This is a genomic window from Bacillus sp. FSL R5-0431, from assembly GCF_038002985.1.
Lineage (GTDB): Bacteria > Bacillota > Bacilli > Bacillales > Bacillaceae > Bacillus.
In genome coordinates this window covers 3,105,801-3,131,250 of the sequence record NZ_JBBOOG010000001.1, presented here as the reverse complement: position 1 = coordinate 3,131,250, position 25,450 = coordinate 3,105,801, and the positions used below count along the sequence as shown (strand labels likewise).

Annotated in this window: 20 protein-coding genes and 1 other annotated feature; of the genes, 11 read left to right on the top strand and 9 right to left on the bottom strand. The window is 41.0% G+C overall.

Going from position 1 to position 25,450, the window contains the following annotated elements; genetic code table 11:
* The first annotated feature begins 8 nt into the window (after positions 1-8).
* Complete coding sequence (locus MKZ03_RS16195; RefSeq protein WP_341032427.1) at positions 9-1,196, top strand: PDZ domain-containing protein; 1,188 nt, start codon at positions 9-11, stop codon at positions 1,194-1,196.
* A 10-nt stretch (positions 1,197-1,206) separates the two neighbouring features.
* Here the strand turns inward: MKZ03_RS16195 and MKZ03_RS16190 are convergent, their stop codons facing one another.
* Entirely contained in the window at positions 1,207-1,572 is a 366-nt protein-coding gene (locus MKZ03_RS16190; protein ID WP_034660123.1) for a winged helix-turn-helix transcriptional regulator, read from the bottom strand.
* A 229-nt stretch (positions 1,573-1,801) separates the two neighbouring features.
* On the opposite strand from MKZ03_RS16190, the gene MKZ03_RS16185 reads away from it, so the two are divergent.
* Together MKZ03_RS16185 and MKZ03_RS16180 are read left to right on the top strand one after the other, a co-directional pair.
* Positions 1,802-2,476 carry an NAD(P)H-dependent oxidoreductase gene (locus MKZ03_RS16185; RefSeq protein WP_307500323.1) on the top strand — a complete coding sequence of 225 codons (675 nt, stop codon included), beginning with the start codon at positions 1,802-1,804 and terminating at the stop codon, positions 2,474-2,476.
* 90 nt (positions 2,477-2,566) lie between these two features.
* Positions 2,567-2,791, top strand: a binding site (T-box leader).
* A 75-nt stretch (positions 2,792-2,866) separates the two neighbouring features.
* Entirely contained in the window at positions 2,867-4,216 is a 1,350-nt protein-coding gene (locus MKZ03_RS16180) for an amino acid permease (protein WP_034660121.1), read from the top strand.
* Positions 4,217-4,427: 211 nt separating this feature from the next.
* On the opposite strand, the gene MKZ03_RS16175 is transcribed toward MKZ03_RS16180, so the two are convergent.
* From MKZ03_RS16175 to MKZ03_RS16150, 6 genes are all read right to left on the bottom strand, one after another.
* The gene (locus MKZ03_RS16175; RefSeq protein ID WP_307500320.1) at positions 4,428-5,843 is read right to left on the bottom strand and encodes a HAMP domain-containing sensor histidine kinase; all 1,416 of its coding nucleotides are present in this window, start codon (positions 5,841-5,843) and stop codon (positions 4,428-4,430) included.
* Positions 5,840-6,526 (bottom strand): response regulator transcription factor, encoded by a 687-nt coding sequence (locus MKZ03_RS16170; RefSeq protein ID WP_060597374.1) that lies wholly within the window; start codon positions 6,524-6,526, stop codon positions 5,840-5,842. The genes MKZ03_RS16175 and MKZ03_RS16170 overlap by 4 nt, the downstream gene beginning before the upstream one ends.
* Positions 6,523-7,506, bottom strand: a complete 984-nt coding sequence (locus MKZ03_RS16165; protein WP_341032425.1) for a YncE family protein — start codon at positions 7,504-7,506, stop codon at positions 6,523-6,525. Before MKZ03_RS16165 ends, MKZ03_RS16170 begins: the two co-directional genes overlap by 4 nt.
* Positions 7,507-7,783: 277 nt before the next feature.
* A complete protein-coding gene (locus tag MKZ03_RS16160) occupies positions 7,784-9,118 on the bottom strand; it encodes an MFS transporter (protein ID WP_334750494.1) in 1,335 nt (444 codons plus the stop codon).
* A gap of 40 nt (positions 9,119-9,158) precedes the next feature.
* Positions 9,159-9,731, bottom strand: coding sequence for a TetR/AcrR family transcriptional regulator (locus MKZ03_RS16155; protein WP_307500316.1), 573 nt, complete (start codon positions 9,729-9,731; stop codon positions 9,159-9,161).
* A 90-nt stretch (positions 9,732-9,821) separates the two neighbouring features.
* Positions 9,822-12,353 carry a PEP/pyruvate-binding domain-containing protein gene (locus MKZ03_RS16150; protein WP_341032423.1) on the bottom strand — a complete coding sequence of 844 codons (2,532 nt, stop codon included), beginning with the start codon at positions 12,351-12,353 and terminating at the stop codon, positions 9,822-9,824.
* A gap of 284 nt (positions 12,354-12,637) precedes the next feature.
* Here MKZ03_RS16150 and MKZ03_RS16145 point away from each other — a divergent pair, with 284 nt between their 5' ends.
* The 3 genes from MKZ03_RS16145 (at position 12,638) to uvrA (ending at position 18,048) form a co-directional block, all read left to right on the top strand.
* On the top strand, positions 12,638-12,883 hold the full coding sequence (locus tag MKZ03_RS16145; protein ID WP_341032422.1) for a CsbA family protein: 246 nt from the start codon (positions 12,638-12,640) through the stop codon (positions 12,881-12,883).
* Between the two features lie 295 nt (positions 12,884-13,178).
* Positions 13,179-15,164 carry an excinuclease ABC subunit UvrB gene (gene uvrB / locus MKZ03_RS16140; protein WP_034660110.1) on the top strand — a complete coding sequence of 662 codons (1,986 nt, stop codon included), beginning with the start codon at positions 13,179-13,181 and terminating at the stop codon, positions 15,162-15,164.
* Positions 15,165-15,171: 7 nt separating this feature from the next.
* Positions 15,172-18,048 carry an excinuclease ABC subunit UvrA gene (gene uvrA / locus MKZ03_RS16135; protein WP_340973877.1) on the top strand — a complete coding sequence of 959 codons (2,877 nt, stop codon included), beginning with the start codon at positions 15,172-15,174 and terminating at the stop codon, positions 18,046-18,048.
* Positions 18,049-18,274: 226 nt separating this feature from the next.
* Here uvrA and MKZ03_RS16130 read toward each other — a convergent pair whose 3' ends face one another.
* Positions 18,275-18,505 carry a hypothetical protein gene (locus MKZ03_RS16130; RefSeq protein ID WP_034660106.1) on the bottom strand — a complete coding sequence of 77 codons (231 nt, stop codon included), beginning with the start codon at positions 18,503-18,505 and terminating at the stop codon, positions 18,275-18,277.
* A gap of 195 nt (positions 18,506-18,700) precedes the next feature.
* Here MKZ03_RS16130 and MKZ03_RS16125 point away from each other — a divergent pair, with 195 nt between their 5' ends.
* The 5 genes from MKZ03_RS16125 to MKZ03_RS16105 all read left to right on the top strand — a co-directional run bounded on the left by MKZ03_RS16125 (position 18,701) and on the right by MKZ03_RS16105 (position 24,678).
* Positions 18,701-19,036 (top strand): DUF4870 domain-containing protein, encoded by a 336-nt coding sequence (locus MKZ03_RS16125; RefSeq protein WP_034660105.1) that lies wholly within the window; start codon positions 18,701-18,703, stop codon positions 19,034-19,036.
* An 11-nt stretch (positions 19,037-19,047) separates the two neighbouring features.
* Positions 19,048-20,139: a DUF4097 family beta strand repeat-containing protein gene (locus MKZ03_RS16120; protein ID WP_340973875.1), complete on the top strand. Its 1,092-nt coding sequence runs from the start codon at positions 19,048-19,050 to the stop codon at positions 20,137-20,139.
* 6 nt (positions 20,140-20,145) lie between these two features.
* Complete coding sequence (locus tag MKZ03_RS16115) at positions 20,146-20,340, top strand: PspC domain-containing protein (protein ID WP_034660102.1); 195 nt, start codon at positions 20,146-20,148, stop codon at positions 20,338-20,340.
* Positions 20,341-20,727, top strand: coding sequence for a phage holin family protein (locus tag MKZ03_RS16110; RefSeq protein WP_024423577.1), 387 nt, complete (start codon positions 20,341-20,343; stop codon positions 20,725-20,727).
* 93 nt (positions 20,728-20,820) lie between these two features.
* Positions 20,821-24,678 carry a metallophosphoesterase gene (locus MKZ03_RS16105; protein WP_341032418.1) on the top strand — a complete coding sequence of 1,286 codons (3,858 nt, stop codon included), beginning with the start codon at positions 20,821-20,823 and terminating at the stop codon, positions 24,676-24,678.
* 33 nt (positions 24,679-24,711) lie between these two features.
* On the opposite strand, the gene MKZ03_RS16100 is transcribed toward MKZ03_RS16105, so the two are convergent.
* On the bottom strand, positions 24,712-25,437 hold the full coding sequence (locus MKZ03_RS16100; protein WP_307500309.1) for a GntR family transcriptional regulator: 726 nt from the start codon (positions 25,435-25,437) through the stop codon (positions 24,712-24,714).
* Positions 25,438-25,450: the final 13 nt, after the last annotated feature.

Here is a 25,450-nt window from a genome sequence, read left to right as displayed (position 1 = left end):
GAACGATAATGAGCTCGGAGTGGATGGGAGCTGGATTAAAAGCGGTCGGTCTGTTTTTAATCCACCCTCTTTTTTATTTCATGATATTAATCAGCCTGTTACATGGCTACATCCGCGTAAAGCGGGAGAGAAAAGCGTTTCAAACAAGAATAGAAGATGTATACGATGAACTTAAATTTACATATTCAAAGGGATGGATTCTAGGGATTTGCCTATCCGTCATTTCAGTAGGCTTAGGGATTGCCCTCCCGCCTGGATTCATCGTGCTGATTGCAGCGATGACCATCGTTTGCTCTTTATTCTTTAAGGCGAGTGCGCTTTCGTCTGCATACACACTCGGTTTCAGTTTTATTGCGGCACTTGGACTGATGTTTTTCCAAGTCAGCCATTCTTGGCTGCCGCAGCTCTCAATGATGAATGCATCAGCCGTTGTTATTTTGCTAGGTCTTTTATTAATGACCGAGGGGATTCTAGCCTATCGAACGGCGCATTTACGAACATCGCCTGCAATGGTGATGAGTGCGAGAGGACTTTTGATTGGCCAGCAGCGGGCAAACCGCCTGTGGCTTTTACCGCTTGTTTTGCTGATGCCGGCAGGTGAATTTACTTCTTCTCTGCCATGGTGGCCGGTGCTTCAAGTACACGATCAAAGCTTTTCATTTATTTTGATTCCATACATCATCGGTTTCGGGCAGCGGATTCAAGGATCACTGCCAATTGTGAGCATTCAAATTACGGCACGGCGTATTCTCATGCTTGGACTCGCTGTTGCTTTTCTAGGTGCTGCAAGTATTTGGTTTGAGCCGATTGCATGGGGAGCTGTATTGATAGCGATTGTCGGAAGAGCTTTCCTCTCATGGAAACAGAGAGTCAATGACAATGCGGCTCCATTCTACTTCTCTAAGCGTAATCAAGGGCTGATGGTGCTGGGAATCATTCCGAATACACCTGCAGCTGATTTAAAGCTTGAGATCGGAGAAGTCATTACAAAGGTGAATGGAATTGAAGTCAAAACCGTTTCGGAATTTTACGAAGCCCTTCAAACCAATCGTGCTCTGACAAAGCTTGAGATCATTGGCTTGAATGGTCAGACAAGGTTTGAGAAACGCGCTTCTTACGAAGGGGAGCATCATCAGCTTGGCATCCTGTTTGTGAAGGATGATCCACAGCAAGAATCAACGGCGATTTCATCATAAAAAAAAGCTGCTAGAGATGGCAGCTTTTTTCTTTTGGGCGAGCTTCTTTTCCATAGGATTCGCCCCATTCACGCATAGCGAAGATGATGGGTTTTAAAGTATCTCCAAGAGAAGTGAGTGAATATTCGACACGAGGAGGGACCTCCTCATAGACTTTTCTGTGAACAACGCCGTCTTGTTCTAGCTCGCGCAATTGCAGCGTGAGAACACGCTGAGAAATTCTTGGCAGAAGCCGGCGTAATTCGTTGTATCGTTTTGGACCGCAAGTCAAATGATAAAGGATCACTCCTTTCCATTTTCCTCCTATTACACTCGTTGTGGTTGAAACGGGACAGCCATGATTGACAATACTGACTGGATTGGATGGTGCACTCATCTTTACACTCCTTTCTAAGACGAAATGGGTGATAAACGAACATGATTGTACCTAACGAACAAAAATGTGCGTACTTGAATCAATGGAAGCTTTTCTTTTACCATAGAGATATCACATCACACATTCGGGCTGTTTGTTTTATTATCATAACAATTTCTATATGGGAATGGAAAGAAATTGGATTGATGAAACTTCTCACCCTAATCGTTCACTAGAAAGGATGAATACCATGCGAGACAAAGAGCAATTAAAAAAAGAAATCATTGAGGCGTATGAATTCCGTCATGCGACAAAAGAGTTTGACCCGACGAAAAAGATTCCAGAAGATGACTTTGCGTTCATTTTAGAAACAGGAAGACTTTCCCCAAGCTCTGTCGGATTTGAGCCTTGGAAATTTCTCGTCGTTCAAAATGAAGCATTTAGAGAGAAATTAAAAGAATATACATGGGGTGCGCAAAAGCAGCTTCCAACTGCCAGCCATTTTGTGATCATTTTGGCAAGAACAGACGCCCGGTATGATTCAGCATATGCAGAATACATCAACAAGGAAATCAAGGGAATGACAGACGAAACGTTTGAAATGGTAAAAGAACGCTACAAACAATTCCAAGAGAATGATCTTCATTTGATGGAAAATGACCGTACGCTCTTCGATTGGGCTTCCAAACAAACGTATATTGCCCTTGGAAATATGATGACAGCCGCGGCACAAATCGGCATTGATTCATGCCCTGTTGAGGGATTCAGCTACGATGAGATTCATCGTATTCTTAAGGAAGAAGAATTACTTGAAGATGGTCAGTACGACATCTCTGTCATGGCAGCCTTTGGGTATCGAGTCATTGAGCCAAAGCGCGGCAAAACGCGTCGTCCGATGGATGAAGTAGCCGTTTGGATTCGTTAAAAGAAAATGTCTGAAAAAGGCTGTTGACAATTGCGTGGTTAGTCAGTATATTTAAAAAATAAAATCTTTGATAAATAGACAAATTGACTATAAAACGCTTTGACTTGAGAATAGTAAATGAATATCCGTTTTCTAAGAGAGCTGCGGGGTGGTGCAACGCAGTAAAACGAATCATTGAACTCGCTCAAGGAGCGGCAAGACTGAATGAATAGTAAGTCTTTACGTGTGACCTCCGTTATCGGGTTTCAAGTTGGATTCAGCTATGTCTGAATCAATAAGAGTGGTAACGCGGTTGCAAGGTCAGTCGTCTCTTCAAGGAGATGACTGGCCTTTTTATATGCTTTTATCTTATATTTGTCTGAAGATTCAATTTTAAAGGAGCTATAGAAAATGGAAAAGGAACATGTGCAGTTAAAACGAACAATGACGTCAAGGCATATCATGATGCTCGCACTTGGCGGTGCCATCGGTGCTGGTCTGTTTAAAGGAAGCAGTTCTGCCATTGATATCGCGGGTCCTGCTGTCATTTTGGCATATATGATTGGTGGTCTTATTTTATTATTTATTATGCAAGGACTTGCCGAAATGACGGTTGCACGACCTGGCGCTAGAACATTTCGTGATTTAATTGAACCTGTGTTAGGCAAATACCCCGCCTATTTCTTAGACTGGATCTATTGGAAAATGTGGGTGCTGAACATTGCAGCAGAAGCGATCGTGTCTGCAATCTTTATTCAGTACTGGTTCCCGCAAGTACCAATATGGACACTTGTGTTAATCATTTCACTTGTTGTGACATTGATCAATGTTTGTTCAGTCAAAATGTTTGCTGAGACAGAGTACTGGTTAGCTTCTATAAAAATTGCTGTCATTCTTTTATTTATTATTATTGGGTTAACGATGCTGTTTGTCTCATTTGGACAGCATGCAGCACCGGGATTATCCAACTTAACCGACCACGGGGGATTTTTCCCGAATGGAACGGGCGGCTTAATTGCGGCAATGCTGGTGGTCGTGTATTCATATGGGGGAACTGAAATGATTGGGGTCACATTAGCAGAAACAAAAAACCCTGAAAAAGTCATCCCAAAGGCCATTCAAAGTACATTTGTACGAATCATCGGTTTTTATGTACTTCCGTTCTTCATCATCGTCAGCTTGATTCCTTGGAATCAAGTAAACAATGAGCAAGTGAGTCCATTCGTCACGGTGTTTGCAACGATTGGTGTGCCATATGCAAGTGATATCATGAACGGGATTATTTTACTAGCGATCTTGTCTTCTATGAACTCTGGTCTGTATGCTTCTTCAAGGGTACTATTTACACAGGCGATGGATGGCCGTGTATGGAAGGGTTTTTCTAAGCTGTCGAAACAGCAGGTGCCAGTCAGAGCGATTCTAGTATGTACATCTACTTTGTATGCAGCCGTATTAATCTCTCTTTTTGTAGGAAGTCAAACCTTTAATTATTTAATGGGATCTTTAAGCTACACAGTCTTATTCATCTGGTTTATTATTGCTGTCGGGCATCTAAAGTCTCGAAGCGTAACAGCACCAGGAGGATATCGCGTCAAGCTGTATCCTTTCACGACATGGTTTTCTGTCATTGCGATCATTGCCATTTTTATTGGCGTAGTATCAACAACTCCGATCGTCCAAACCTTGGTCACAATGGGTATCTATCTCATCATCACTCTTTCTTTCTTCATCAATAGAAAGCGGTTTGAAACAGTTGTTTAATTTAAAAGCGTGCAGGACTTTTGAAGAAGGTCTGGCACGCTTTTTTAATGTAGTTTTATTGTTTGAACTGAAGCAATCGACTCTCCTTTTGAAAGGAATTGATGCATAAAAGTAGATGATCAAAAAGGGGCTGAAAATAGCTGTTCGAATTTAGACGACTGATGCGTATATATGGATCAAGCGAATGACCCTACCTTTAAAATCGAATTTGTTATGTCGTAGGCAGGTCTTCATCGATCGGAGTATTTGGCAGCTGAATGATGGCTGTCGTACTGCATCCTGGCTCAGATTGAATATCGAACGTGCCATGATGTTTTTTCATGATTTGATAGACAATGGCTAGTCCAAGACCGGAGCCGCCATCTTTTCTCGTACGTGCCTTATTTACTCGGTAAAATCGCTCAGAAACATGTGGAAGGTCTTCTTTTGGAATGCCGTTGCCCTCATCTGTCACTCTCAATTCAGCCATATGCTGGTGAACTAGTAATTCAATCGAGATCGATTTTCCAGAGGGAGTGTAATGAATGGCATTGTCCAGTAAATTACGAACCACTTGTTGCAGCCGATCGCTATCGCCATACACAATACAATCCTCATCAAGTGTTCGTTTCAGATAAATGCCTTTTTGATTAGCGATAAATGCCATTTGATCAAGAACGTCATGAATCAGCTGTGCAAAGACAATTGGCTCCATCGTTAGTGGATAAGAATCACCTTCTAGCTGCGCAAGGTCTAAAAGATCGTGCACAAGCCGGCTTAAACGTGCGGCCTCATCCTGGATGATGTGCATTCCTTTTTTTTGATCAATGATCCCTTCTTCAATTCCTTCAGCATATCCTTTCATATAACTTAGCGGAGTCCGAAGTTCGTGAGAGACATTCGCAAGAAATTCCCTGCGGTGCTGCTCAACTTTTTCAAGGGTAGAAGACAGTTTGTTAAAGGAGCGGCTCAGCTGGTTTAACTCATCTCCGTTTTTGGTCACTATCATACGTTTTGAAAAATCACCAGATTCCATTTCCATAGCAATTTCTTTCATTTGATTAATTGTCCGCACGACTTTATTGGAGCTTTTATATCCGATAAAGAAAATCAGGAGCAGGATCAATAAAATGGATATGCCAAGTGTCAATCTGATTTGGACAAAGGGTTCATACACATCCGATAAGGGCATGGATAGAAAAATTGTCCCCGATAGCTCATCTTTGCTTGAGAAAACAGGGATGGCGATGCCAAGAATATCTTGATGAAACTGTGAGTGTTCTCTAATCAGCACGACGGTTTCCCCTTGAAGGAGCTTTTGGCGTTCCTTGAACGTAATGAGATTATCATTTGTGTTCGTATCAAAAGGAAGACCACTTGAAAGCTCCATTGGGTCATCTGTAAAAATAATGTTCGCCTGACTTGAGTCGTTTGCCCATTTTATTCTATCGGTAAAATACGTATCTTTCCCGTGTTTATGATAGATTTGTGCCAGCTTTTTACCTTGTAAACTTAAGGAATCGATCTGTTTATCAATATATAAGTGCTGGTATAAGTAATAGGTAAGGGCAAGAGCTGAGGCAGCAACGATTCCGGTCACTACAAGGATTAAGAAGAGCACTTTCTTTTTAATCGATAAAGGCTTCATTCTTCCTCCTCAAACTTATAGCCGACACCCCAAACGGTTTTAATATGCCGTTCCGCTCCCTTTAATTTCAGTCGTAGCGTTTTGATATGTGTATCGACTGTTCGTAAAGAGCCGCTCGTGGAATGTGATTCCCACAATTTTTGATAGAGCTGTTCTCGTGAAAACACTTGGCCTTGATTGAGTAAAAGAAACATGAGTAAATCGAATTCTCTTCTAGTTAAATTAATGGGCTCCTGATGGATATAGACTTGTCTGCCATCCTGATCAATCTCCATGTCGCCAATCTGTATTCGGCTGCGCTTTAGCGAAAGACCTCTAATTCGTCTCAAGGTTGTTTCAATTCTTGCTGCAAGCTCACGTAGACTGAAAGGCTTCATGATGTAGTCATCCGCACCAATTTCTAGACCTCTAATTCGATCCTCCTCATAACTTCTAGCTGTTAAGAATAAAATGGGGATTTGAGATGTTTGCCGAATACGCTGGCAGACTTCAAATCCATCCATATCAGGCATCATGATATCCAGTACAACAAGGTCAACGGGTTCCTTTTCAAGCTGACGTAAGGCATCCATTCCATTATTAGCTGTGATGATGTGAAAGCCTTGTCTCTTTAAAAAGGATCCGATTAACTCAAGCATATCGAACTCATCGTCTACGATTAAAATATGCATTTGTTCTTTCATTTCTTTTCCTCCAACACGATAGCATAAGGTCCTGATGGGACATTCAGTCGATTTTTCATCATGAATGTATGTTTATCGATAATTGATACTGAATTGTCATCTAAGTTACTCACATATATTGATGTGGTATCAGCGGTGATATAATTCGGGTTTTGACCAGTTTCAACAGAAGCAAGCTGCTTATTTGTCTCTGTATCTACTTTGTATAGCGTATGATCTCCATGACAAAGTACATATAAAGTAGAAGAATTTTTCTCTGAAAAGAATGCAACGGGCATAACGCCTAGTTTCATTTCTCGCTGCTTTTTACCTGTTTTTGGGTCGTAAGAAAAAATGCTTTTATTTAAGGTACCTTGTTTACCGTGTCCACCGACCCAAATGGACTTTCCATCAAAATGAATACCAGAAGGCCGTTCAAGTACAGAGAACGTACGTATATGTTTTTGCTTCTCAATATCTATGACGGAGACAGTATGACCTTCTGCATTTAAAACAAATAAAGTACCTGAAGAAGAAAGTGTCATAGAAGAAGGTAACTTTCCGGTCTTCACAGTTGCTTTTATTTTTTTACGCTGCGTATCAATAAAATAAACGACATTTTTCTGTGTATCCGCTGCAATTAAGGTGTGAGAAGCTGCATCATATGTAAGAGAAGTCAGCCCTTTATTCACATCCATATAATCTGTTGCTGTACCTTTTTTTAAATTAATTTCGATAAGCGATTCTCCTTCTTTACTTGTTGCAATGATGACGTCTTTGTTGATTTGGATAAGGTCAGTGAGCGGATGTTTTAAATCAACGGAAGAGATCATTTTATTCTTTTGTAAATCAACTATTGAAAAGGAAGCTTTTTTTAATTGAGAGATGACCGCGATCGATTGAGAGCTGCCAGGTGGATTAAATTGCTGGTCTTTGCCACAGCCTGACAGGAATAATATTAGAGCTGATAAACAGATCAAAACATATTTTGCACGTTCCATTCTTCCGCTCCTTTGCGTCCTATATTTTCAAAAAGCATACCACAAAAATTGTGAAAAAAAATCGAAGTTATCAGTACTGGAAGAGATGAAAAACAGCTTTTAGGTGGGTGAACGGGGACAATTTCGATCGAAAGTTCCTTTTTTGTCTAGTCATATGGCTTTTTTTCATCTTTAAAAAAGGATTTTCAATATTTGATTACTGTACCCGCTCTAGCTTACAGTGATACAAATGATGAAAACTCCCCCGCTCTAAATCAACATAGAGCGCAGGGAGTCATTAGGCGGAATGCCCCGATGATGGAGAGGTGGAACTTGTTTTGACGCGTTGAGATAAAAGGAAACCAAGGATTCCTGCGCCCATTAATACAATAAATAAAGATTGGAAACCACTCATGATACCAATCAATGTCGATGAAATGATACTGCCAAAATATCGAAAGGTAGAGAAAATACCAGATGCCGAACCAGATAAGCTTTGATCAACAGCAGTTAAAGAAGCCATCTGCATACTGGTCATACCAATCCCTGATGAAATTCCACCTGCGACTAGTGTCACGATTAGCAGTGGTAAGGTGGGGTACTGACTCAGTGTAATTAACATGATGCCTGATAAAGTGAGGCAGAGAAATGAAAAGCGAATCATTTTTTTCGCGCCTTTTTTCGGATGAAGTCTAGCCCCTAGCAAACCGCTAAGAGACATACAAAGCGAAAATACCGATAGAATCATACCGCCTTGTGTATGAGAAAGGGCAAGTTGTTGTTCCATAAACAGCGGCATAATAAGAAGGATGGCGTACATGACAAAATTACTTAGCATGATCGACAGATTCGCATTTGTAAATGAACTGTTTTTAAATAGGGACAAATCGATGATCGGATTCTTTACTTTCCGTACATGTTTAAAGAATAAAGGAATCACAATCAATGCTAAAATACCATAAATTAGATATTCATTTAGTAACTGGCTTTTTGTGCATAGAATGATTGTGGCAATTCCGATGGTTAAATACAATGAACCGATGATATCTACCCTTGCTTGTAGGCGTGTATGCTTTATGTTTGGAATGAGTAAAATACCGGTGACAAGTGTAAGAAACAGAAAAGGGATATTCACTAAGAATATGGAATGCCAATCAAAACTCTGAATGAGAATCGATCCAATAAAAGGCCCAAGTGCAGCACCAATACCAGCACCAAATCCAAAGTAACCCATTGTTTTAGACAGTTTTTCGGGTGATACTGTTGCACGAATCAATGCAATGCTATTCGGTGTTAAAATAGCCCCGCCAGCTGCTTGAATGGATCGAAAGATGATGAGAAATGCTAGATTAGGTGCTAAAGCACAGCCAATCGAGCCGATTAAAAAGAGTGTTACTCCGGTTAAATACATGCGGCGGTGTCCGTATATATCTCCTAACTTACCAGCGATAGGCTGAGTGACCGCCATGACAATAAGATAAATCGTGACAACCCAAGTAATGTTTGAAATGGATTGATCATAATAAGTTGATATGGATGATAGAGCGACTGCGATCATCGTTGAGTTGACCGGAACTAGTATAGCTCCAAGTAACAAAGAATAGATGATCAAGCTCTCTTTTTGTAACCTCAATGTGTATACCACCTTTTGTAAAAAAGAAGAATTCCACCCTTTAAGCGGGAGAAATTCCTCTCATGAAAATGTGTGTGTATGTCTCAATAAAATCATCTTTTTGTGTTAAAACGAGTTGAAAGTCTTGCTCTAGCTGCTGAATAAAAAAACCGAAATACGTACTAATGAAAATGTCTGCATAAATGTCTTCTTTTCCTTTTAAGACATGATGCTGAGCACTCATCTTTTTGAAATATTGTATCAGCATTTCCCTTAGTTCTTGAGGATAAATTTTTTCATGACTGGTCAAATCTTTAAACATAGCCGGTTCTCGCATGCTGATATAAATAAATTCTTTTTTTGAAGTTAAATCTTCAAGGAAATAGGAACCGAGAAACTTTAAATCGGTGTATAAATCGCCTTTAAATTCTGCTTCTAAGGTTTTCGTCGGTGTCGATTTCATTTTCATAATGGCAGTAATGACGCCGCGTTTGTTTTTAAAGTTGCGGAAAATAGTCGCTTCACTGACATTCGCTTTTGTGGCTATTTCTTTGGTTGTGGTTTTTTGATAGCCCTTTTCAGTTAATAAATCCATTGTTGCGCGAATGATTCGTTGATTTGTAGATTTTAACAAGCATACTCACCTCAGGTTATGAATGTGTTTGCAACAAAGTAAGTATACCGATAAAACCTATGACCGCCAATATGATCCAAAACGATAAAATTAGACACGTGCATGCTGTTTTAATATCTGAATGTGTCCATTGCTTCCATCTACTGTCACAAGGTCACCGGATTGAAGTGTTTCAGTCGCTATTCGGGTACCTAAGACAGCTGGCATCATATACTCTCTAGCGATAATAGCTGAATGAGACAAAATGCCGCCAGCATCGGTTATGACTGCTTTTGCATCTCTAAATAAGCTCGTCCATAAAGGTGTGGTTGTTTTGCAAACTAAAATATCATCCTTTTGAAATTGTGAGAATTCCTCAGCACATGTAATGACTTTTACTCTTCCAGAAACAATACCGCTAGATGCGCCAATTCCATAGATCATATCGTTTGTGTTATTTTCATTTTCTCTTAATGAACCGAGCATTCTTTCCACTTGCTGCAATTCAGCTTCAGTTGGGGTGCCCATATAAGCTGGTGGTTGAATGGCTTCATTTTCTTTCATTTCCATTTTTCTTTGTGCGATGACCGTATCGAATGTTGTAGACGTTGTGAGCGCTGTGTGTACCTCCTCATCGTAGAGATACCATAGATCTTCTTGATGGGGAATCGCTCCTTTTTGTACAAGAAGTTCACCAATTTTTAATAGATATACCCTGGCTTTAGCATCTAACATGGCATCAATGTAGAAGTGATGATCATCACGAATATTAGCGGCCTGTAGGGCAAATTGATAAAGTGTCTCAAATTTTGTTTTAAACGCTTCATCCTTCACTTGGCTCATAAAATGTTCATATGTCTCTTGTCTTTTGCTGACGGCTTGTGCAAATTCTTCATCAAAATCACATTGGGACTGAATGTTGTTTCTGATGATATCTAAAATAAACTCAGGGTTTTCCACCCATGTCTCTTCCGTAAGGTCATGACTTTTAACAGATCGCCAGCCATAGACTTGAAGAAATTCCTCTAATGCCGAAATGAAGTGTCTGCCTTTTTCCAAGTGATTGAGTGCATCAAGCAGCTCTGGGTTCTTTTCATGCTTCATAAATGCTTGATGAAGTTCAGGATCTTGAAGGACACTCTTTGCAAAATCAGATAGCTTCTTGTCTGTTTCAAGAGATTTGTTCATCACGCCTATCAACATCTCATGCAGCAGGACCACTTGTGTTTGATCACCAGTATACGTCACAAGCATGTCTTCGATCATAGCCGATAGAATGACTTGAGGTATGACAATATCAAAATGATCATCATATGCTTGTATATAAAAAGTCTTTAATTCTTCGAAGCCGATGATGGCTTCTTCAATGGTCATCGGTTCATTCATTTGACGATCGAGTTTTTCGTAAAAGGGAAAGAAATTTTCCTCTAAAATCTCATACATACGTTCACTTAAATGCGGAAATAACTCAAATATGCGCTCATCAAAAACTGGCGCAGCTTCTGCACTCGTTTCAGGCAGTGACGGTGCTGAGTACAGGTGGCCTCTATAAAGCTTGATATTTTTAATATTCAGATCAGGTACTTGATATTTTTCACCATTTTTCTTCATTCCGCTTTTTAATGCTGGGATGATCAGACTTGAAAAGAGAGGACTCGTTGGCCCAGGCATATGATCGTCCATTGAGATCCAGAAATCCTGCAGCTCATCTGGCTGCATTTGAAAAGAAGTACCCGCTGTTTCATCTGCTGCTTTTGAGAGGGCTGCGGTAATCGGCCTGGCTTGAAGTAAATAAAATGTGCCATTTGCTATTCCAAATTCGATATCGACGCTATGTCCATAAAGTGCTTCTACTTGTTTGGTGATTTGCGTGATTTCTACTAATTCGTCATCATTCAGGCAATATTGCCCAGCCATTTCCTCCGTTACTGACTGTTCAATGACACCTTCTTGATAAGGAATAATTTGCAGCTCTTTCGTTCCAAGTGATTTTTCAATAGAAAGTGTCTCTTTGTCTACAATAAATGTGTCTGGTGTCACAAGCCCGGAGACGATTGCTTCTCCTAGTCCGTAGCTTGCTGTCAGCATCATTTCATTTGTTTTTCCCGATACGGGATTCTCACTAAAGATGACTCCGGAGACGTCAGAATGGATCATTCCTTGAACGACAACAGCCATGAGCGGCATCTCTTCCTCGTTTTCATCCATCTCTTCCTTATATTCTGTCACTCTCGCTGCAAAATAAGAAGACCAGCATTCTTTGACAGCCTGTAAGAATTCTTTATTTGTTTTGATATTTAAATAGGTCTCGTACTGTCCTGCAAATGAGGCGCCTTCGAGATCTTCAGCAACAGAAGAGGATCGAACTGCAACTGAGGGATAAGTCTTCCGCAATGATTGAAAGGACGAAAGGAGTTCTGCTTCCATTTGAGAAGGAAACGATGCTTCTTTGATTTTGTGAGCAAGGTTTTGTTCAGTTGGATGCAGGTTGTGATATGAAAGAAAGCTTGAAAAGCTGTTGGTTTTGATAATAAATCCATCTGGGACTGGCAGTCCGTGATTGTTTAATTTAATTAAATTCAGGCCTTTTGCCCCTGCGAGTGCTGCGGATTCTTCAGCCGCATGAAATAAAACTGAATACATGGGAATGCCCCCTTATCCAAATAGCCAATGATTTGTATATCTCTCTATAGTTTTTAAAATGATAGTGCGCACTATCATTTTAATCATAGGATGTATTGGATGTTACTGTCAAAGACGGAAAGACCTATCTTTACAAAGGGGACATTCTCACTAATTTCCTTCCATATCTATATCAAAAGTCTCCGAACAAAAAGAAAAATAGGTGAAATTGAAAACTGTGAATTGTTCAATATGCCAATCTTTACTATAATCAAGGAAGTAGACCAAGAAGAGGGAGGGTTTTTGTGATTACAAAAGCCATATTTGCACTTGTTTTTCCTTTCCTGCTCGTTATTTTATTTTCAAAGGTTACTTATAATCATTATGTGGGCATTGCATTAACAACAGCGCTTTTATTTGCTTCGTACATGAAGGGCTATACAGAAACCTACTTTATTGTGGGATTAGATATAATTTCTTTAGTAGCTGGGGCATTATATATGGCTAAAAAAGAAATTGAAAAAAGAGAAAAGGCTGAAAAACATCATTGATGTCATCATCAAGAGCGTGATAGGCCGTAAGGTGACGTTTTTTAAGCTGTGCTTACGAATTCTAGTGAGTGCAGCTTTCTTTTTGTGCTCTTTTTCTGCTCATCGAATATCTCTCACCAAAATGTTCCATACTGAAAGGAAGGTTTTCGTAAGAGGGTTATTTGCCATTGAAGAGAGGGTATGACTGTATTGGAAATAAAAATCAAGCAAGAGCCGAACTTTAGTTCGTATTTTTGTGTTCTTTTATGATAATATATTCATTAGATAGATTTCGTAACGAAACGGAGGCTTTGATGTGAGTGACCGCTTTGAATTAGTTTCTAACTATCAGCCCCAAGGAGATCAGCCGAAGGCGATTGAAAAGCTTGTTGAGGGGATCCATCAGGGGAAACAGCATCAAACGCTGTTAGGTGCTACAGGTACGGGAAAGACCTTTACTGTATCCAACCTGATCAAAGAAGTGAACAAACCGACACTTGTCATTGCGCATAACAAGACACTTGCCGGTCAGCTATACAGCGAGTTCAAGGAATTCTTTCCGAATAATGCTGTCGAATATTTTGTGAGTTACTATGATTATTACCAGCCAGAGGCGTATGTGCCCCAGACTGATACATTTATTGAAAAGGATGCCAGCATCAATGATGAGATTGATAAGCTGAGACACTCCGCTACGTCCTCGTTATTTGAGCGGAGAGATGTCATCATCATTGCCAGTGTGTCCTGTATTTATGGCTTAGGTTCGCCAGAGGAATACCGAGAGCTTGTGCTGTCTTTACGTACTGAAATGGAGATTGAACGCAATCAGCTTCTTCGTAAGCTGGTGGACATTCAGTATTCTCGTAATGATATAGATTTTCAGCGCGGAACCTTCAGAGTACGAGGAGACGTCGTTGAAATTTTTCCTGCTTCACGTGATGAGCATTGTATCAGAGTGGAGTTTTTCGGTGATGAAATTGAACGTATTCGTGAAGTGGATGCATTGACTGGAGAAATACTCGGTGATCGTGAACATGTGGCTATTTTCCCAGCATCTCACTTCGTCACAAGAGAAGAAAAAATGGAAAAAGCGATTATCAATATTGAACAAGAGCTTGAGGAGCAGCTCGAAAAGCTTCGAGATAATGGAAAATTGCTTGAAGCGCAGCGCCTTGAGCAGCGGACAAGATATGACCTTGAGATGATGAGAGAGATGGGCTTTTGTTCAGGAATCGAGAACTACTCAAGGCATCTGACCTTGCGCCCTCCTGGTTCAACACCTTACACATTGCTTGATTATTTCCCAGATGATTTTATGATTGTTGTCGATGAGTCACACGTGACGATCCCGCAAATCCGCGCGATGTACAACGGGGACCAAGCAAGAAAGCAAGTGTTGGTTGATCACGGATTCCGTCTGCCTTCAGCACTTGATAACAGACCGCTCACCTTTGATGAGTTTGAAAAGCATATCAACCATATTGTGCATGTATCTGCCACTCCTGGTCCTTATGAGCTTGAGAAAACCCCAGAGGTTGTGGAACAAATTATTCGTCCAACAGGTTTACTTGATCCAATCATTGAAGTGCGTCCGATTGAAGGGCAAATTGATGACCTAATTGGAGAAATTCATGCGCGGATTGAGAAAAATGAGCGTGTGCTCGTGACTACGCTGACGAAGAAAATGTCTGAGGATCTCACAGATTACTTAAAAGAGATCGGAATCAAGGTCAATTATCTGCATTCAGAAATTAAGACCCTTGAGCGGATTGAGATTATTCGAGATTTACGTCTCGGAAAATATGATGTGCTTGTTGGAATCAACCTTCTTCGTGAAGGACTGGATATTCCAGAGGTGTCGCTCGTGACGATTTTAGATGCGGATAAAGAAGGCTTTTTACGCTCTGAAAGATCCCTCATCCAGACGATTGGCCGTGCAGCGAGAAATTCGGAAGGCCGGGTCATTATGTATGCAGATAAAATGACCAAATCAATGGATATTGCGATTCAAGAAACGAAGCGCAGACGAGAGCAGCAAGAGGCGTATAATGAGAAATTTGGGATTACTCCGCAAACCATCCATAAGAAAATCAGAGATGCCATTAAGGCAACAAAGATACATGAGGAATCGGAAGAATATGAAACAAATGCAGCACCAAAGCTGTCAAAAATGAGCAAAAAAGAACGAGAAAAAGTGATCGAAAAGGTCGAGATGGAAATGAAAGATGCAGCAAAAGCGCTTGATTTTGAAAAAGCAGCAGAATTAAGAGATCTATTGCTAGAGCTAAAAGCGGAAGGATGATTGCCTGATGGCTATGGAACGAATAGAGGTGAAAGGTGCTAGAGCCCACAACCTTAAAAATATTGATGTGAATATCCCGCGTGACCAGCTAGTGGTCATCACGGGTTTATCTGGTTCAGGAAAATCGTCTCTTGCCTTTGATACCATTTATGCAGAGGGTCAGCGCCGATACGTTGAATCTCTTTCAGCGTATGCGCGCCAATTTCTCGGTCAAATGGATAAACCGGATGTAGATGCCATTGAAGGTCTTTCTCCGGCGATTAGTATTGACCAGAAGACGACGAGCCGGAACCCTAGATCAACGGTTGGAACCGTTACTGAAATCTATGATTATTTACGTCTCTTGTATGCTCGAGTCGGGAAACCTATTTGTCCGATACATGGGATTGAAATTACGTCCCAAACGATTGAGCAGATGACAGATCGTATTTTAGAATATCCAGAAAGAACGAAATTGCAAGTGCTTGCTCCGGTTGTATCTGGCCGCAAAGGAACACATGTCAAAGTACTTGATCAAATTCGAAAGCAGGGCTATGTTCGAGTAAGAGTCGACGGAGAGATGGAAGATCTGTCAGAAGAGATCGAGCTTGAAAAGAACAAGAAGCATTCCATTGAAGTCGTGATTGACCGAATCGTGGTGAAGGAAGGCGTTCAGGCCCGGCTGTCTGACTCCCTTGAAACGGCGCTGCGACTAGGTGAAGGCCGTGTGATGATTGACGTGATTGGACAAGAAGAGCTGTTATTCAGTGAACATCATGCTTGTCCGCACTGCGGATTCTCTATTGGTGAGCTTGAGCCGAGAATGTTTTCATTTAATAGTCCTTTCGGTGCCTGCCCGAGCTGTGATGGGCTTGGCTCTAAACTAGAAGTTGACCCTGAGCTCGTCATTCCTAATAAGGATTTGACGTTACGACAGCATGCTATTGCCCCATGGGAGCCGCAAAGCTCACAATACTATCCTCAGCTTCTTGAGGCAGTATGTACACATTACGGCATCGACATGGACATTCCAGTGAAGGATATACCGTCGCATTTATTCGATAAAATTTTATATGGCAGCGGCTCTGAACGGATTTATTTTAAATATGAAAATGATTTTGGCCAGGTACGTGAAAATGAAATTGAATTTGAAGGCGTTCTTCGTAACATTGAGAGACGCTATAAGGAAACCAGCTCTGATTATATTCGTGAGCAAATGGAAAAATATATGGCCAATCAGCCATGTCCGACATGTAAAGGATATCGTCTGAAAAAAGAAACGCTTGCGGTTCTGATCAATGGCAAACATATCGGAGAAATCACTGATTTGTCTGTCTCTGATGCCCTTGATTTATATGGTGAAATCGAGTTGTCTGAGAAAGATTTGCAGATTGCCCAGCTCATTTTACGTGAAATCAAAGAACGCTTGTCTTTCTTAAATAATGTGGGATTAGATTACCTCACATTGAGCCGGTCAGCGGGCACACTATCCGGCGGAGAGGCGCAGCGGATTCGTCTGGCGACTCAAATCGGGTCAAGGCTGACAGGTGTTCTTTATATATTAGATGAACCATCCATTGGTCTGCATCAGCGTGATAATGACCGGTTGATCGGGACATTGAAAAACATGCGTGACATCGGGAACACCCTCATTGTCGTAGAGCATGATGAGGATACGATGCTGGCCGCTGATTATTTGATTGATATTGGACCTGGAGCAGGAGTTCATGGAGGAGAAGTGATTTCAGCTGGGACGCCGGAAGAAGTCATGAAGGACAAGAAATCTTTAACAGGACAATATTTATCGGGTGAGAAATTTATTCCGCTGCCGATCGAAAGAAGAAAGCCTGACGGCCGCTACATTGAGATCAAAGGTGCAAAAGAAAACAACCTGAAAAACGTCAATGCGAAGTTTCCTCTAGGCGTCTTTACAGCTGTGACCGGTGTGTCCGGCTCAGGGAAAAGTACGCTTGTGAATGAAATTCTATTAAAATCACTTGCGCAAAAACTGCACAGAGCGAAGGCGAAGCCAGGACAGCACAAAGAGATCAAAGGAATGGATCACTTAGATAAGGTGATTGATATTGATCAATCTCCAATCGGCCGTACGCCGAGATCCAATCCAGCTACGTATACAGGCGTATTTGATGATGTGCGGGATGTGTTTGCACAAACCAATGAAGCAAAGGTACGAGGCTATAAAAAAGGCAGATTCAGCTTTAACGTCAAAGGCGGACGCTGTGAGGCGTGTCGTGGAGATGGCATTATTAAAATCGAAATGCACTTTTTACCTGATGTGTATGTGCCTTGTGAGGTGTGCCACGGGAAACGTTATAACCGCGAGACACTTGAGGTCACATATAAAGGGAAAAACATTGCCGATGTACTTGAAATGACTGTGGAGGACGCACTCCAATTTTTCGAGAATATCCCGAAAATTAAGCGGAAGCTTCAAACGATTTTTGATGTTGGGCTAGGATACATTACACTTGGACAGCCTGCGACGACATTGTCCGGGGGAGAGGCGCAGCGTGTGAAATTAGCATCTGAGCTTCACCGCCGTTCAAACGGAAGGTCTCTTTATATTTTAGACGAGCCGACAACAGGTCTGCATGTGGATGATATTGCCCGTTTATTAAAAGTGCTTCAGCGTTTGGTCGAAAACGGAGATACGGTGCTAGTGATTGAGCATAACCTTGATATTATAAAGGCTGCTGATTACCTCGTTGATCTCGGACCAGAGGGCGGTGCAGGCGGCGGAACGATCATTGCCTCTGGGACTCCTGAGCAGATTGCAAAAGAAGAAGCTTCTTACACTGGTCAATACTTGAAGCCTATTTTAGAACGTGACCGTGAACGAATGAAACAGTTGGTCAAAGAAACAGAAAGTGTAACGTCATCATAAAAAAAACCTCGTTAAGAGGGGGTTCAGATTGTTGACAAAGGGCTAAAATGATGTTTATTTTAGCCCTTTGTCTTCTTTTCAGTGTGATAGAAAACCTTTGAAGTCTAGGAAGGATGAGCACTGGCGCGGAGCGAATTTGACATTCGGGAGCACCAGCGCGCAGTCCTGACAAAGAATGCGAGGGTTTGCCTACACGCTGAAACCCCTCGTTAAGAGGGGTTTTCTTTTATTGCGCATCTTCCTTTGGCATTAAATGACTGAGTTGCGTTAAATCCTTTAAAATATGTGTGCTGCTGCTGTCGAGCAGTACTTTTAAATAACGGATATCACCATACTTTGGATGAGACGGATGAATGGTCTCAAGCTCCCTGATCATATCGCTGTTCATGCTTTTCTGTTTCTGTATAAGGTCTAAAAGCGTTTGAGCCGTGTGGTTAGTATTATGATGATCTGTCAAAATAATTACCCCCTATAATGATAATCACCATCTTTTCAACATATTTTAAAGGGTAATCCGTGAAGAATCTATACTTAGGTGCAAAAAGATATAATTTGTGTCTAAGGTCATATGTAATTCGAATGATTTTGAAACTTTTGATACGCAATAAACGTATGAGTGAGAAAGGAATTTTCATCATGAAGGAGCGAATATATGAATAGAGATCAGTCGATCATTGCATCTATTTGTTATTTTAGTGTATTTTTTATGCCGTTTATTGTACCGATCGTGGCATATTTTGTAGTTGATCAAAAGGAAACGAAACGGCACGCGATGCGGGCATTGTGGTCACACCTTTTGCCAGTCGCAGCGTGCGTGATACTGGTTTTTGGATCTATCCCATTTTTATTGGCGACACAGGCAAGTGACTCACTTATTCCAGTGATCACGATGCTCATCTTGTCCTTTTTAGTCGCCATTGGCTTTTTGATCTCTGTCATTTGGAATATCATTCAAGGTATTAAAGTACTTCAATCCATCAAATCGTAGGAGGGCTTTGTATGAATGAAAAAGAACGCATTTTAAAATTAGTAGAAGACGGGACATTATCGGCAAAAGAAGCGATTACGCTGCTTGAAAAACTAGAAGAAAGTCAGTCTGTTTCATTAGAAAAGTCTACAGCTGATCACACCTTTCATGAAGAAAAAGCTGGCACAGAGAGCAAAGGAACTGGTACTGAAAATCTTGGTGCAAAGCTGTTTGGCTGGTTAGATTCTGCGGTGAAAAAGGTGAAAGACGTAGATCTTGATTTAAACTTTGGACAGTCGGTCGACGTTGAGCACATTTTTCAGTTCAAAGACGCCACGCTCTCTCATTTAGATATTCAATTGGCGAACGGCAGTCTCAATGTGATGCCTTGGGACGATGGGGATATTCGTGCAGAGTGCCATGCGAAAATCTACCGTGCAGAGGACGGAGAGCAGGCAAGACAGCAATTTCTCAATCAATTGGACTGCGGCCTGGAAGGGGATAAATTTTTTATACGGACCGAAAAGAAGACGATGAAAGTCAATGTCACTTTATATGTACCTCGTATCCAATACGATAAAATCAAGGTTAAACTGTTTAATGGTCCGATTCGCGGGGAAAAGCTAAAGACAAAAGAACTTGCTGCGAAAACCACCAATGGTGTTGTCTCTTTTGCCTCGTTACAGGCAGAAAAGGTCGGAATTGAAACAGCAAACGGACAAATTAAACTGGCGGATCACGAGTGTGGTATGATTGAAGTAGAAACCATCAATGGGCTCATTGACCTGCGCGGGAAAAGTGAATCAATTGATGCCCAAAGCTTTAACGGAAACATTGCTATTCAGCTGTCGGATGAAAAGTGCCGTTCCATTTATGCGAAAACGACAACAGGCAGTGTGGACGTCCAGATCCCGCGTGCGTGTGCAGTGACCGCTGAACTGAAAAGCAATCTTGGGTCTATTTCTCATGATTTGCTTGATGCAGAGATGATTAAAGAGAAAAATGAAACATTACAAAAAGAGAAAATGATCAAAGCCAATCAACAGGCAGTGAACAGTATATCCATTTTTGCAGAAACAAAAACAGGTTCAATTCAAGTAAAGCACCAATCAGACAAGGAGTGATTCTACATGAAGAAGCTTTATCGTTCAGCAACAGATAAAAAAATAGCGGGTGTTGTTGGTGGACTTGCCGAATACTTAAGTGTCGATGCATCCCTGCTTCGCATTTTAACGGTCATCATCGGATTTTTGACAGCATTTATGCCTATCTTCCTGGTCTACTTCATCTGGTATTTTGTTGTTCCGGAAGAAGGCACTAAATAAATGCTTAGATGGATCGTCAGTATTTTAGTAAATGCATTACTTTTAATCGTCATTGCTGGATATTTTGATTCAGGCATTCTGCCAGGGCTCGGAAGCGTATATATTGAAGGGTTTGGGGCAGCCATTGTCGCAAGTATCATTTTATCCTTGCTCAATATTTTAGTGAAGCCGTTTTTGATCATTTTAACGCTTCCAGTAACCGTCCTTTCACTAGGATTGTTCTTGTTTGTGATTAATGCCATCACATTGATGATGACATCGAGCTTTATGGGTGATAGTTTTAACATTGATGGGTTTGGAACGGCCATTTGGATGGCTGTCATTTTATCCATTTTCCATCTGTTGATACAAAAAGGAATTGTGGAGCCGTTAGCGAAAAAAAGCTAACGGTTTTTTTGTACCATTTTGTATCGTTTCTCCGTTTCATCTGTCATAAAAACTTCCTTCAGGAGACACAATATCCGAAGGAGGCGGTGCACGATGGTGAACGTGAGCAGACAAATCATGCTTTTATGTTTTTTTATCATTCTTTTTTGTTTCAATCAGCCTGCTTCAGCAGGGCCTTTTATTCAAACACAAGTCAATATACCGGACAAGCCTTTTTCTCCTTTTATCTTTGATCGATTTCATGTGGATGTCCGTCCAGTTCTAGGGGAAAAAAGCCGTGATCTCCAGTTTCGTGCGTCTATTACGGATCCGGAACAAATTTTGTCTGCGAACTTGTACTATAAACAAAGTGATGAACTGGGGTACCGTTTGCTTCCAATGGAACGGTTACCAGGTATGAAGCCAGAATTTACAGCGAAAATTCCGCCAGATCAATTATGGAATTCAACCGTTCGTTACTATACAGAGTTTCTTACGCAAAAGTCCGTGATCAAAACGGCAGAACAATCTGTCCACTTAAATGGATTTGAAGAAGATCTTTCTCGCATTCCGGACTTAGTCATCACGGAAATTGTCGTCAATTCAAAGAATCGCAAAGGCAAAGATGCATTTGAATTTATCGAGGTGTATAACACGACACATGAGCCAATCTCTCTTAAACATTATCAGCTTCGCTACCGCAATCCTGCACAAGGAACTGAAATGGATGATGTGTATTCCTTTCACGCAAATCCAGTCACCATTTCACCTGGAAAACCTTATGTTTTCTGGCTGAGGAAAAAAGGGCAGGAGCATTTAACTGTAGCGGACTTCAATGCCATGTACAAAAGTCAATTAAAAGAGGGAGAGCATGTATCTGTCATCGAGAGCAAAGGGCTGTCCAACTCTAAATCTCGTCTTGTTTCAATCACAACAAATATAGGGGAGGAGATTTCTTCAGCAGCATTTCGTTTGAAGCCATCATGGTTTAGTGAGCATAAATCTTTGCTGTTTAAATATCCAATGGACGGTACTTCGCAAATGAAGCTGATCTCGAAAATTGAAGAAGAGCCTACGCCTGGAAAAGTGCTAAAAGCACAAATTCCATCTGAGAAAAAAGAAATGTCTCAAGATATCCATAAACCTGTGATTGAAGATATGACAGTGAGGAAACCAGTGAAACCAACTGAAAGCATAGAGATTAAAGCGGATGTACAGGATGATCAGGCCGTCAAAACTGTCAAGCTTCGCTATCGAACAAATCGGAAAGATGATTTCAAGGAAATACTGCTTCAAAAAGATCATAACGACCGGTTATTTCATCATATTATTTACTCACCTGAGTTGATTGGTAAAGAACAATTGGAATATCAGCTTGAAGCGTCAGACGGCGAAAATACAGCAATGACGATGAAAAAAATGATTGATGTGGAGCAGGTTAGCAAAGCCCACGGCCTTCGATTCAATGTAGAAGAAGGAGATACGGTTTCAGGATTATTTCCATTAAAGGCAACGTCTGATCGGAAAAAAAGCATTGAATTATTGATAGATGGAAAGCGGAATCAGCAAGTATTTTCTGCCCTTGAAGCAGATCCATATATCGCATTTGATGTCAAAGGGACAAATTTATATTTTAAAAATGGTGTGTCCATAGGTAAGCACTTACTTTCTATTTTTGATGATTCGACAAAAGTGTATCGTACCTATACAATGCCAATACCAGAAGCAGAGATGAAAAAAGCAGGTCTCCAAACGATCTCCTTCCATGCTGGAACGAAGTCTTCTCCAGTAGATCGGCTGCCTGGAGAGAATCACGATGATTTTGAATTAAAAAACGTCCGGATGATCCTGTCGAATGGAACACAAATTCCTCCAATCAATGCAAAGCCGCAAAAAGAATGGAAAATGGGAGACAGCGGTAACGCCAAAAAGGTAAGAACATTTCAATTTGAAATTCCAAAAGAAGCTTATGTTTCAACCTATATGAAGTGGGACACAAGAAGGCTGAAAGAGGGGCCGCATTTGATTGAGGCCAAAACCTCAGACGAGCATGCATCTGTACATGTGAACGTTGATAACACAGGTCCGAAAATCAAGACCAACGTCCAAACAAAGGATCCATATAAAGGAGCCTTTACGTTAAAAGCAAAGGTAACGGATCGTTGGAGTGACATAGAGGAGATGAAGGCATATGTAGATGGCAAGCCCATTTCCTTGCCATATCAGACGTCCTCTAGCGAATTAAACCCGGGTGAACACACGTTGACAATTAAAGCAAAAGATGCCGCAGGGAACATGTCGACGTTGAAAAAAGAATTCAAAACGGTACATGAACACCCTGAGACACCAGAACGAGTAGCAGATAAGACGAAAATGAAATCGTCTAAGCAAACTGTGCTCACCAAGGATCCAACGAATGATAAGCTGGATTACTCCTTTTACCGTGCCTATCAATATACATCGCTGCATCCATCAATGAAGATTTTGAAATATGCAGCGGAGACAGAACCGCCAAAAAGCTTTAACGAAAAAGGAGAAATGATCTTTTCTAATCAAGAAAGGAATCGCATTGCATTTGCTGATGGTAAGTCAGTTGAAACGAAGGATTTAAATCGTTTTCCCTATCATCGTTTTCAAATCAAGGTTCATCAAGATGTACGTGAAAAGGATGTCGTCGAAGCGATGTGGAAAGGGAGTTCATTGTCAGGGAGAAAGGTGACCATGTATGCATGGAATCATCAGCAAGAAAAGTGGGATAAAATCACTCATCATTTTGCTGAAGATCAAAAAGAATTTTACCTGAAAGGACTGCTGTCAGTAAGACAGTACATGAAGAATCATACGTTTGATTTGCTTGTACAGGATGAAATCAGCAAAGCGCAAAAGCCATATAAGATGGTTTGGATGTCTGACACACAATATTATGCAAAGAGCTATCCTCATATCTTTAAACAAATGGTCGAGTGGATTCGAGACCAGAGAGAAAAGTTAAACATTCAATATGTGTTCCATACAGGTGATATTGTGGATGATTCAAAGGATAAACAATGGCATCGTGCCGATACGTTTATGCGTGTGTTAGATGAGCATCAAATTCCTTACGGTGTTTTAGCAGGAAATCATGATGTTCGACATAAGGATGGCTTATATGCGGAATATGGGAAATATTTCGGGGAGAAACGCTTTGCAAATAAACCTTACTATGGTGAATCCTATCAAAACAATCGAGGTCATTATGATCTCATCTCTGCCGGTGGCAATGATTATATGATGGTATACATGGGCTGGGGGATTAAGCAAGATGAAATTGATTGGTTAAACCGTGTGATTTCTGAGCATCCAGACCGCATCGTCATTTTAAATTTCCATGAGTATTTGTTGGTGAGTGGCAACCGCAGCCCGATTGGCGACCTCATCTTCCATCAGGTGGTGAAACGCCATCCCAATATTGTGGCAGTATTTAGCGGCCATTATCACGGAGCAAGCAGGAAAGTAGATGAGCTTGACGATAACCAGGATGGCAAAGTAGACCGGAAAGTATATCAAATACTCGCTGATTATCAGTCAGGACCTGAAGGTGGACAAGGGTTTATGAGGCTGATAACAGCCGATCAAGAAAAAAACCAGCTTCATTTTACGACGTACTCACCTTATATGAATCAAGAGCATTTCTATGATCCTAAAACGTATGGAGATCAGGATGAATTTTCAATTGATGTGGATTTGACGCCGAAAATGAAATCTGTCAAAACCAATTATTTTGAACTTAATGTCTACACAAATGTCCTGATAGGAGAGGCACGCGGTGTAAAAAGCGGCAAAAAAGCAAGCTTTGTGTGGAAAGGCTTAAGGCCAAATGAAGACTATTATTGGTACACTGTAGCAAAAGATCGTTTTCAAGGAAAAGCAATTTCGCCTATATGGAAAATTCATACAAAAGATGATCGTGAAGCAACATTTCTTAGGAAATAAAAAACAGTGCTCCTCCTTTTATGAGGGCACTGTTTATCTTTCCATTGTATGAATGAGCTTGTAACGATCCCCTCTATACACGGAGAGAACATACTCAAATGGAACGTCATTCTGAAAATAAGTCGTTCTTGCGATTGAGAGCACGGGATCGCCTGTTGAAATAGACAGCACGTGTGCTTCTTCCTTTGAAGCTACATTCGCTTCAAGCTCTTGTTTTGCATGAGCAATTGCAAGGCCTGTTTGAGTCTCTATATATTCATATATAGAGCCAGTTAAATGTTCCTTTGTTAAATCTCCTGCAAATGCTTCAGGGATATAGCTCGTTTCAATCGCCATCGGTTCATCATTTGCAAGGCGTATCCGTTTGAGTTCAAATACAGCATCGCTATTTGACAGTTGTAAGACAGGCAGCAAGTGCTCTGGACATACGATTTTTTTGAAGTCAATCAGCTGGTTTGAAGCTTTAAGCCCACGCTGGCGCATATCCTCTGTAAAGCTTGTTAAGCCTTGAAGCGGCTGTTCAAATTTTTTTCGGCTAACAAAGGTGCCTTTTCCTTTTTGTCGATACAAATATCCTTCGTTCACAAGGTTCGATAAGGCTTGTCTGACAGTCATTCGACTTATACCAAAGCGTTCGGCATATTCTCTTTCAGAAGGAATGAGTGTATCAGGTGCTAATGTTCCATCCTCAATCTGCTTTTTCAAGTTCTCCATAATCTGATGGTACATCGGAATAGGTGACTGCTTATCAATAAACATGTGAAAATCCTCT